Here is a 10,804-nt window from a genome sequence, read left to right on the forward strand (position 1 = left end):
CTGCGATACGAGGTGGTGAGGATGTGGAATATCAAGGCAGAAAAAAAATTGTAGTTTTTATCTTATTCGGGAATATTTCGGGAAAACCAAAATATAAAAACCGATTAGCTACTGATAATCAATAACTAATCGGTTATATAATGTGGAATCGCCGGGAATCGAACCCGGGTCCAAACAGGCAACCAAAGAGCTTTCTACACGCTTAGTCTCCGCTTGGTTTTTCGTTAGTGTGCAAGGCCGGAAACCGCCACACACTACTTAGCTTCTAAAGTCTCAATGCCTTCGCGAAGCAAAAAGGCATCCAGGTATACATTTACGGTTCTCCTGTACGAAACGCCGCATACCGGGGCTTTTCAGGAGAATCCCGCTTCCCTGCCTTGCAGGGACGTGGCTATTCTTACTATGATTCAGAATTAAGCAGCAAGAGCGTAGTTATTTTCGCCGTTTAATTGTTCAGGGTAATGATATACGGGAACAACCCTATTTCCCGGCGTGCTTACTTTTCAATTCGACCTGCTGTCAAAACCAGTCGACCCCAAAGTATACTGCATTTAACGCAAATAATGTACCACTCATGCAGGGATGCAAAGGTATTGATTTATTTTTTAAATATTTGGTTGCTGCGCCTCACAAAATTGCGTTATCTTTGAAAACCCAATAACAAGGGCTTTTTATTGAATTATTTTACTTTGTATGCCTCAAAAGACAACAAAAATTGCTTAAAATGAAATTCGGAATAATCAGGGAAAGAAAATCACCGCCTGACAAAAGGGTGGTTTTCGCGCCACAGGAACTTGTTTTACTTAAAGAGCGGTTTCCGCAGGCAGAAATCAAGGTTGAATCCTCAGGCATACGTATATTTAAGGATGCGGAATATGAATCGCTTGGTTTTGAAGTGTCGGATGATGTCTCTGACTGTGATGTGCTTATTGGGGTTAAAGAAGTCCCGGTTGATGCACTAATTCCGGATAAAAAGTACTTCTTCTTTTCCCACACCATAAAAAAACAGCCACACAACCAAAAATTGTTGCAGGCGATAGTTGATAAGAACATAGCGCTTTATGACCATGAAACTATTGTTGACGCTTCAAACAAGCGGCTCATAGGGTTTGGCAGGTATGCCGGCAATGTGGGTACTTATAACGGTTTCCGGGCTTTTGGCGTAAAGTATGACTTATTTAACCTGCCCAAGGCAGAAACGTTGCTGGATAAGGAAGAACTGATAACGAAGCTGAAGCGCCAGGTACTTCCCCCGGTAAAGATTGTGCTTACAGGCAGGGGCAAGGTAGGCATGGGAGCCAAAGAAATTTTGGATGCCATAAAAATTAAACAGGTTTCGGTTGAAGATTATTTAAACAAGACTTATACAGAACCGGTTTACGCACAGATAGATGTACTTGATTATAACCGCCGCATGGACGGAAAGGTAATCAACAACAGGGATTTTTATGATAATCCAACCGAGTATGTTTCGGATTTTGAACGTTTTACAAAAGTGTCAGACATGTTTATAGCAGGCCATTTTTGCGGAAATAACGCCCCTGCTATACTCACCCGTGAAATGCTTGCTTCGCCCCATAACAAGATTAAGGTTGTTGCCGATATTTCCTGTGATGTAGATGGCCCTATAGCCTGTACGGTAAGGGCTTCAACTATTGCTGAACCTTTTTATGGCTATTATCCGGCAGAAGGCAAAGAGGTTGATATGTTCCATCCGGCAGCAATAGTAGTGATGGCTGTTGATAACCTGCCCTGTGAACTGCCCCGTGATGCCAGCAGCGGCTTCGGGCAAATGTTCCTGGAGCATGTTATCCCCGCTTTTTTTAATGATGATAAAGATGGTATATTATACCGCGCCAAAATAACAGATAAAGGCCATTTAATGCCAAGGTTTAAGTACCTTGAAGGCTACGTAAATGAAAATATAAAAAACGCCCTGTAATGCAGGGTTTTTTTATGCTTCGGGTTTTTCAATAAAGACAGGAAGCTGTTGTTTTTATCAAATTTTTACCCTAATGCTCCGCAACCCTTATTTTTTTAAGCCAAACCTTCTATAAAGCCTTTATTTTTATAGTATTTGCTGCGTACAAATTTTCATATATCAGTATATTTATAAAATTTTACATGCAATGAAGTTTTCGCTTACTCTGATTTTATTATGCAGTATAGCTTTTGCGCACTCACAATCTGTGCAATCGCCCTCAAAAAAGATCAATGTTGTTTTCGCACTTGATGACTCCGGTCGGCCTTATTACACTGCAGATTATAATAAAAAGCCTGTTATAACCCGCAGTTACCTCGGCATAAAGCTGAAAGATATGCCTGCGCTTAGCAGCGGTTTTTCTGTAACACGAACATCTGCCACCTCAGTTAATGAAAACTGGAAACCCGTGCTGGGTGAAGTCGCTGTTATTAATAATCACTATAATCAGCTTTTTGTTTCGCTGGTGCAGCAAACTACCGGCAGGCAGGTTAATATTATATTCCGGGTGTTTGATGAGGGCGTGGCATTCCGGTATGAATTCCCCGTGCAAAAGGAACTCAATTATTTTGTAATTACCGATGAGCTTACTGAATTCAGCCTTACCGCTAATCATAAGGCTTTTTGGATACCTGCTGATTTTGACAGCCAGGAGTATGTTTACAACGAAACTCCGATCTCAGAAATTGATAATGACAGGCTCAACCTGAATAACGGTATTGCGCTGAAGAGCATAGGGGGCAGGTATGGCGTACAGTCGCCCCTCATGATGAAGACTTCAGATGGTTTATACTTAAATATTTTTGAAGCAGCGGTTATCAATTATCCGGTAATGCACCTGTCTAAAGATCCGTCAGCCAATAAATTTACTGCAATGCTTGTGCCTAATGCCCTTGGCGACAAGGCTTACCTGCAGGCGCCTGCGGCAACACCATGGCGCACTGTTATGGTAAGTGATGACGCAAGGATTATAGCGGCTTCTAAAATGGTGCTTAACCTTAATGAGCCTTCAAAGATTGATGATACCTCCTGGATAAAGCCCATGAAATATGTAGGGGTGTGGTGGGAAATGCATGTAGGCCGTTCAACGTGGGACTATGCGGGTTCACAAAACGCGCAGAACCAGTTGTCGGGTCAGCCAATACGGTCGAGGCATGGCGCTACAACCGAAAATACAAAACGTTACATTGATTTTGCCAAAGAACACGGATTTGACGGAGTACTTGTTGAAGGCTGGAACACAGGCTGGGAAGACTGGTTTGGCAACTGGAAAGAGGAAGTGTTTGACTTTGTTACTCCATATCCTGATTTTGACATAAAGGAAGTAAGTGAATATGCCCGCAGGAAGGGTATCAAAATGATAATGCACCATGAAACATCAGGTTCTGTTGCCAACTATGAGCGCAGGATAGACAGGGCTTTCAATAACATGGTTACATACGGCTACCCTGCTGTTAAAACAGGCTATGTGGGCAAAATTATCCCCCGCGGCGAATACCATGACGGCCAGGCAATGGTTAATCATTTTAATTATGTTCCGCAACGCGCTGCTGAATATAAGATAATGGTCAATTCGCATGAATCTTCAAGGCCTACAGGTGTACACCGTACCTGGCCAAATTATATTGCGGCTGAAGCGGCCCGTGGTAATGAATTTAACGCATGGAGCAGCGGCAACCCGCCCTCACATGAAACTATACTGCCCTTTACCAGGCTTTTAGGCGGCCCAATGGATTATACCCCCGGTATTTTTGAAATTAAAATGAATGCGTATGATGCCGCAAAGATTGAGCAGGTACATACTACGCTGACTAAGCAGCTCGCCCTGTATGTAACCCTGTACAGTCCCCTACAAATGGCGGCCGACCTTCCGGAAAACTATGAAAAACACCCTGAAGCTTTCCGTTTTATTAAAGATGTGGGGCTGGACTGGGATGATACAAAAGTGCTGGAGGCTGAGCCAGGTGATTATATAACCGTCGCAAGAAAGGAAAAAGGCACAGCCAGGTGGTTTTTAGGAGCCATAACCGATGAGAACGCCAGGCAGGCTGATATTAGCCTGTCATTTTTAACACCCGGTAAAAAATACAAAGCGGTTATCTACCGGGATGGTAAATCAGCCCACTGGAAAGATAACCCGATGAGCTATGAAATAAAAACAATAAGCGTAACATCAAAAACAAAGCTAAAGCTTAACCTGGCTCCGGGTGGTGGCGCAGCCATAAGTTTTTTCCCCGAAGATTAGCAAGAAGCATAATAAATTTAAGTTACATTAACCTATAACAAATATGAGTTCAGAACAAACCAAAACCAATTATCCTGCCTTATATACACTTATCACAGTGTTTTTTTTCTGGGGTTTTATTGGTGCATCAAACGGTGTTTTTATTCCTTTCTGTAAAGCAAAATTCGGGCTTGACCAGTTCCAGAGCCAGCTTATTGATTTTGCGTTTTACGGGGCCTACTATATTGGCGCATTATTGCTTTTTGTATTCAGTACCCTCATCAGGAAAGATATTTTAAATTCATGGGGATTTAAAAAGGGTATCATAAACGGCCTTCTTATAAGCACAGCCGGCGCTGCAGCCATGATATTTGCCGTACAGTCGGGCAACTATTATATGATACTCGGTGCACTATTTATTGTGGCGCTGGGCTTTTCGTTACAGCAAACATCCGCACAGCCTTTTGCCACTTCACTGGGCCCCGCGCATACGGCTTCAAACAGGCTGAATCTTGCCGGGGGCATCAATTCTTTTGGCACCACCATAGGGCCTATTGTAGTTTCCATAGCACTTTTTGGGGTAGTGGCAGGCGTTAACATTGAAGAGTTTGCCCAAAGGCCTGAATCGCTTGATAAGATGGAGATATTATACCTTTGTGTAGGCGGGCTTTTTTTAGTAGCGGCAGGTTTGTTCTTCTTTTCAAAAAAACTGCCTTCAGGAGTTATTGAATCGGTTTTTGAACCGGCGAAAAAAGCAATGAATACACTGCTGGTAATTACGGTTTTGCTTATGGGTATCTTCGCTTATATTTTTTCAAGATATGAAGACCCTGAGTTTATAAGCCGCTTCATACAAAATAATGAGAAAGATTACCTGGGGCTTGCGCTTACCATAGCTACCCTTCTGGTTGTAGTGTCCGGGCTGTTGTATGCTAATTCAGCCGCAAGGAAAAAGCCGGAAGGCTGGGGCGCCATGCGCTACCCGCAGCTTGTGTTGGGCATGCTTGCCATATTTACGTATGTTGGTGTTGAAGTAACCATACAAAGTAACCTTGGCGAGCTTTTAGGCACACCTGAGTTTGGCAGCCTTACCGGTTCTGCCATAGCGCCCTTTATTTCTATGTACTGGGGGAGCCTGATGATAGGCCGCTGGGCAGGAGCCATTTCGGTATTCAACCCATCCAACAGCGTTCGTAAGGTGTTGCTGGTAGTAATCCCTTATATTGCTTATGGCGTAGTACTGGCCGCTAATGCGATATCGGGCCAGGATATAACTCCGCTCTACGCTTATGCCTTTGTAGTACTGATACAAATTGCAGGTTTCTTCCTTGGGCAGGACCGTCCGGCAAAAACACTTATGATATTCGGTTTATTAGGTATGGCAGCCATGCTGACCGGCTTATTGACAGAAGGTACAATAGCGATATATGCCTTCATGAGCGGCGGCCTGTTTTGCAGTATAATGTGGCCGTGTATTTTTGCGCTGGGTATAGCCGGTATAGGTAAATATACATCACAGGGATCGGCATTCCTTATCATGATGATACTGGGTGGAGGCATCATACCGCCGCTTCAGGGCAAGATATCCGATATTATTGGCATACATGGGTCGTACATCATCCCTGTACTATGTTTCGGCTACCTGGCGTTTTACGGCTGGAAGGTATATGCTATACTTAAAGCACAGGGTATAGCTGATGAGGTTGAAGCCGGTGCAGGACATTGAGTATAGTTAAATGAAATAAAAAACCGGCTGTTATTGCCGGTTTTTTTATTTAGCCTTTGTTTTATCTTTCCTTAAAAGCTTTATTTATGGACAAACTGCATATAAAAGTGAATGTCCTGAAATAAGATGTATTATTATATTGGCGGCTTCCTGTAAAGTTTTTAAAACGAAATCAAAAAATATAAATATCGAAAAGCCGAAAAAAAATTGAATCATCAGGACGCTCTAAAATCAGCTCCTGTAAATCTTATCATACAGCTCCTGGTACTTTTCCTTAATCTGTTTGCGCTTTAGCTTTAATGTTGGTGTCATTTCGCCACCATCTACAGTCCAGGGTTCAGGGGTTATCTCAAATTTCTTTATCTGCTCGTAATGCCCGAACTTTTTGTTTATTTCATCTATCTCCTGCTGAATCCTTTCCTTTATCAATTTGTTACCGGCAATATCGGCATTGCTGCTTATAACTATCCCTTTGCGCTGTGCCCACTGCTTAACAAATTCAAAATCAGGCTGTACAAAGGCTGCAGGCATTTTCTCATCGGCGCCAATAACCATTATCTGTTCAATAAAGCGTGATTGCTTCATGGCATTTTCAATGAGTTGTGGCGCAATATATTTACCACCTGATGTCTTAAACATTTCTTTTTTCCTATCTGTAATTTTCAGGAAACCGTCTGTATCTACATGGCCAATATCCCCTGTATGGAAATATCCGTCTTTGATGACTTCGGCTGTCTTTTCAGGTTCGTGGAGGTAGCCCATCATTACATTGGGGCCTTTACATAGTATTTCACCGTCTTCGGCAATTTTTACTTCAACGCCTTTCAGTGGCCGGCCTACAGTACCAATCCTGAAACCGCCGTTGCGCTCATCATTTACAGCTATAACGGGTGAAGTTTCGGTAAGCCCGTAACCTTCCATAACCGGTATGCCTGCGGCTGCAAATACCCTTGCCAGCCTTGGCTGTATGGCTGCACTGCCTGATACCATCAGTCCCAGGTTTCCGCCAAGGCCTGCCTTCCACTTGCTGAATATCAGCTTGCGGGCCAGCCAGAGCTTCATGCTGTAAAATGGGCCGTTGGCACCATAAGGTTCATATTCAAGGCCTACTTCAACTGCCCAGAAAAACAATTTACGCTTAATGCCGGTGAGGTCGGCGCCTTTTGCAATAATTTTATCATACACTTTTTCAAGTAACCTTGGCACGGCTGTGATGACATGGGGCTGCGCTTCTTTGATGTTGTCGCTTACTTTCTCAATAGATTCGGCAAAATATATAGCGACACCATGATACTGGTAAAGATAAAGTATCATCCTCTCATAAATATGGCACACGGGCAGGAAGCTCAGCGCTCTGTTTTTGCCTGATTCAAAGGGTACGCGGTCAGAGCTCATCAGTACATTTGATACAATGTTTTTGTGTGACAGCATCACACCTTTAGGCCTGCCTGTAGTCCCTGATGTATAGATTACGGTAGCGAGGTCAGTTTCGCTTATACCGGCTTTGATTTTTTCCAGTTCTTCCTGGTTGCTGTCATCACGGCCCATGTCCAGTATTTCCTGCCAGTTAGGGCAGCCTTCCACATTATCAAAGGAATAAATACCCTTGAGGTGCTGAACCCTGTCGCTGAACGTTTTTACTTTTTCATACAGTGCCTGGTCAGACACGATGCAATAAACAGCGCCCGAATGGTTGAGTATATATTCAATATCTTCTTCGGATATGGTAGGATATACAGGAACATTTTGCGCCCCCGTTTGCAGGATACCAATATCGGTAATGTTCCACTCACTACGGTTATTAGAAGAAATTACCGCAATTTTATCATTTTTATGAATGCCCATCCGCAATAGCCCTCTCGAAAATGCATTGGCTTTGTCAATATATTCCCCAGTTGAAGTTTTCACCCATTGGCCGTCATATTTTGTGACGAGCGCATCATCAAGCTTAAATTTTTCGTGTTCGTAGTAAGGAAAATCAAATAATCTTGTTATAGTAGTCATAATCTTGCAAAATTTACATATTGCAAATTAGGAAAATATATTAAATACTACAATTTTTTCTTGATTTGGTAAATAAAAATAACACTACATACCACCATTTTTAAAAATGATTTTGCGGTAGTGGTTTTCCTGTCGGAAGGGCTGGCGCGGGAATCGGGGAAAGAACACTCTATACAATGTTTCTGTTGCCATGACTAAGTAATTTTTATATTACCGTTTACATTACCGGTTATTAAAAAATTACACGCCTTGAAGTGTTATAAAAAAAGCTGAAACCCTTATGACAGAGGGTTTCAGCTTAGGGTGAATGATGGGTCTCGAACCCACGACCTTCGGAACCACAATCCGACGCTCTAACCAACTGAGCTACAATCACCATTTTGTTAGCGACTGCAAATATAAGTCCCTTTCGTATTTTCTGCAAGTAAAAGTTAACTTTTTTATATAAGATCGCTCAGACTGCTTACGGCCACATACCTTTCAGCCGTAAAGCCTTCGGCATGTTCGGTGTTAATAAGCCTGCCCAGGTCAGCAGCACGGTATATTATACTATCTTTAAAATTTTTTGTGGCAATGGGGGTAACAGGCTCTGTACTGGCAGGGTCATAAAACTGAGAATTATAAGCCATCAGCGCCTTTACTTTGATATCCATGAAACCTGTGACATCAACTACAAAATCAGGTTTCAGGTTATACCACTGTATGTAGTGGTACACAGCTTTGGGCCTCCAGGCTTTCTGCTCTTCGCCCATGTGGTTTGTCTTTATTTTCCTTAGCCCTGATAAAAAGCAGGCATCACTCACCAGGCTGCTGCCCTTTCCGTGGTCAATATGCCGGTCTGTTATAGCGTTGCAAAGCACAATTTCAGGTTTATACCTGCGTATCATTTTTACTACCTCCAGCTGGTGTACTTCGTCATTTATAAAGAAGCCATCACGAAAGCGAAGGTTCTCACGCACAGAAATGCCCAAAATTTCGGCCGCACGGGCTGCTTCCTCATCACGTAATTCGGCAGAGCCCCTGGTGCCAAGTTCGCCCCGCGTGAGGTCAATAACCCCTACTTTTCTGCCTAGCGAAATTTCTTTGGCAATGGTGGCGCCACAACTTAATTCCACATCATCGGGATGGGCACCAAAAGCAAGTATATCAAGTTTCATTCGTTTCAGTTGAAGATTAAAGCGCAAAGTTACAACTTAAAGCTATGCCTTGCATGATTGTCAATTTCCTGTGTATAATTCCTATTTATACCAGTATTTTCCTCATTGTCATGCTTTTGTTTACAGTTTCCATAAATTCCTTTTCTGGGTCGCTGTCCTTGGTAACGCCACAACCCATGAAGAGTTGAACTGAATTATCATCTATCTTCATACAGCGAAGGTTTACAAATAAGTCGGTCTGCCCGTCCGGATTTACCTCTCCCAAAAAGCCTGAGTAATACTCCCTGTTATATCCCTCATTGTGTAACAAAAACTGCATGGCTTCCTGTTTAGGCAGTCCGCAAACGGCAGGTGTAGGGTGCAGCCTTTGTAATATTTGTCTGAGGCTGCCGGGGCTTGCCGTTCCCCAAATGTCTGTTTTTATATGTACTATGTTGCCGGCACGGAACGTATAAGGGTTTGAAACCGAGATGTCAGATACCAGCCCATGGAGTTGGCCTGTAATATAGTCGGTGACAAACTGCTGTTCCTGTTTTTCTTTTTCCGGCCACAGCACTTCATTATTTTCATCGTATAGTTGTGTACCTGCAAGCGCTACAGTGCTTATATTGCCTCCATCGGCTTTTAGCAGCTGTTCAGGTGTTGCTCCCATCCATAATCCCGCTAACGGGTCAAAAAAACAATAGCGGAAAGCATTAGGATATGCCCGCAGCATTTTTTTATAAACAGCCACAACATCACATTTTTCAAGAGGAATACGTTCTGTGCGGGAGCATACCAGTTTTTCAAATGTTCCCTGCATTATCAATTCAATACTTTTGGAAACAAGCCTTTCAAATGCTTCTTTAGCGCTGGTGTCAACGTCTGGTTGCGCCACAGCCGATACCGGGTACGGGGCGGCTTCAAGTGGCGCCGTAACAACTACTGATGCATAATCAGGGATGAATATAGCCTGGTTTCCGGTAAAAGGTGCAAAAACAAAGCCTTTTTTATTGAAATTTATACTATGCCTGTGCGGGAGGCGCTGGAAAATACCGGTTATAATATTGCTGCCCGGCTTGCAGTACACTGCAAAGGGCAATACCTGGCTGGCTGCAGCTTCTTCAAAAAAGTCAAATAGACCGGCCATTGTTGTCCTTTTTCTTAGGCAAAACCATATTGGTTAATTTACACAACGATACCAGTTTGCCTTCTTCATCAGTTATTTTTATTTCCCACAGGTGAAGGCTGCGTCCTTTATGTATGAGCGAGGCCCTTCCTGTGACAAAGCCATCGCGCTTGCTTTGCAGGTGGCTGGCGGAAATCTCTATACCCCGTTCTTCTTCTGCCGGGTTTATGTACATTATAGAGGCGGCACTGCCTACACTTTCTGCCAGCGCTACCGATGCGCCGCCATGCAGGAGCCCCATGGGCTGATGTACCCTTGGCGTTACCGGCATGGTAGCTTCAAGATAGCCTTCACCAGCGTCAGTATATTCTATTCCGAGGGTTTCCATCAGTGTGTTTCCTGAAAAACGCCTGCACATGGCGAGGGCTTGGTCTTTGTCGAATGGCATAGTATATCTTTAAGGTGTAAATTTACATAATAGGCGTATAATTTGGTTTGCTAATAACATTATATTACTGCTTTTGTAAAGATCACCGGCAAATCCCTATGTTACTGCCTAGCCGCGATGGGAGCGGCATCCTCCCCGCCGCCTGCTTTTGCGGCG

General features: G+C 43.4%; 7 protein-coding genes, 1 tRNA gene and 1 other RNA gene. 3 read left to right on the plus strand and 6 right to left on the minus strand.

Annotation, left to right across the window (positions count from 1 at the left end):
- Positions 1-140 precede the first annotated feature (140 nt).
- Positions 141-537: a transfer-messenger RNA gene (ssrA, locus tag CHU92_RS02975) on the minus strand.
- A gap of 187 nt (positions 538-724) precedes the next feature.
- On the opposite strand from ssrA, the gene CHU92_RS02980 reads away from it, so the two are divergent.
- The 3 genes from CHU92_RS02980 to CHU92_RS02990 all read left to right on the plus strand — a co-directional run bounded on the left by CHU92_RS02980 (position 725) and on the right by CHU92_RS02990 (position 5,931).
- Positions 725-1,942: an NAD(P)-dependent oxidoreductase gene (locus CHU92_RS02980; protein ID WP_094412455.1), complete on the plus strand. Its 1,218-nt coding sequence runs from the start codon at positions 725-727 to the stop codon at positions 1,940-1,942.
- A gap of 187 nt (positions 1,943-2,129) precedes the next feature.
- Entirely contained in the window at positions 2,130-4,226 is a 2,097-nt protein-coding gene (locus CHU92_RS02985) for a glycoside hydrolase family 97 protein (protein WP_094412457.1), read from the plus strand.
- A gap of 43 nt (positions 4,227-4,269) precedes the next feature.
- Complete coding sequence (locus CHU92_RS02990) at positions 4,270-5,931, plus strand: MFS transporter (protein ID WP_094412459.1); 1,662 nt, start codon at positions 4,270-4,272, stop codon at positions 5,929-5,931.
- A gap of 231 nt (positions 5,932-6,162) precedes the next feature.
- Here CHU92_RS02990 and CHU92_RS02995 read toward each other — a convergent pair whose 3' ends face one another.
- The 5 genes from CHU92_RS02995 to CHU92_RS03015 form a co-directional block, all read right to left on the minus strand.
- The gene (locus tag CHU92_RS02995; protein ID WP_094412461.1) at positions 6,163-7,935 is read right to left on the minus strand and encodes an AMP-dependent synthetase/ligase; all 1,773 of its coding nucleotides are present in this window, start codon (positions 7,933-7,935) and stop codon (positions 6,163-6,165) included.
- 301 nt (positions 7,936-8,236) lie between these two features.
- Positions 8,237-8,312, minus strand: a tRNA-His gene (locus tag CHU92_RS03000).
- A gap of 63 nt (positions 8,313-8,375) precedes the next feature.
- Positions 8,376-9,092: a bacillithiol biosynthesis deacetylase BshB1 gene (bshB1, locus tag CHU92_RS03005; protein WP_094412463.1), complete on the minus strand. Its 717-nt coding sequence runs from the start codon at positions 9,090-9,092 to the stop codon at positions 8,376-8,378.
- A gap of 85 nt (positions 9,093-9,177) precedes the next feature.
- Positions 9,178-10,221 carry an isochorismate synthase gene (locus CHU92_RS03010; protein ID WP_094412465.1) on the minus strand — a complete coding sequence of 348 codons (1,044 nt, stop codon included), beginning with the start codon at positions 10,219-10,221 and terminating at the stop codon, positions 9,178-9,180.
- Positions 10,205-10,648, minus strand: a complete 444-nt coding sequence (locus CHU92_RS03015; protein WP_094412467.1) for a PaaI family thioesterase — start codon at positions 10,646-10,648, stop codon at positions 10,205-10,207. Before CHU92_RS03015 ends, CHU92_RS03010 begins: the two co-directional genes overlap by 17 nt.
- Positions 10,649-10,804: the final 156 nt, after the last annotated feature.

The sequence above is a fragment of the Flavobacterium cyanobacteriorum genome, assembly GCF_002251835.1.
Lineage (GTDB): Bacteria > Bacteroidota > Bacteroidia > Flavobacteriales > Flavobacteriaceae > Flavobacterium > Flavobacterium cyanobacteriorum.

Coding starts and splice junctions, on each gene's coding strand:
- CHU92_RS02985 (WP_094412457.1), top strand. CDS start 2,130: ATGAAGTTTTCGCTTACTCTGATTTTATTATGCAGTATAGCTTTTGCG.
- CHU92_RS02980 (WP_094412455.1), top strand. CDS start 725: ATGAAATTCGGAATAATCAGGGAAAGAAAATCACCGCCTGACAAAAGG.
- bshB1 (WP_094412463.1), bottom strand. CDS start 9,092: ATGAAACTTGATATACTTGCTTTTGGTGCCCATCCCGATGATGTGGAA.
- CHU92_RS03010 (WP_094412465.1), bottom strand. CDS start 10,221: ATGGCCGGTCTATTTGACTTTTTTGAAGAAGCTGCAGCCAGCCAGGTA.
- CHU92_RS03015 (WP_094412467.1), bottom strand. CDS start 10,648: ATGCCATTCGACAAAGACCAAGCCCTCGCCATGTGCAGGCGTTTTTCA.
- CHU92_RS02990 (WP_094412459.1), top strand. CDS start 4,270: ATGAGTTCAGAACAAACCAAAACCAATTATCCTGCCTTATATACACTT.
- CHU92_RS02995 (WP_094412461.1), bottom strand. CDS start 7,935: ATGACTACTATAACAAGATTATTTGATTTTCCTTACTACGAACACGAA.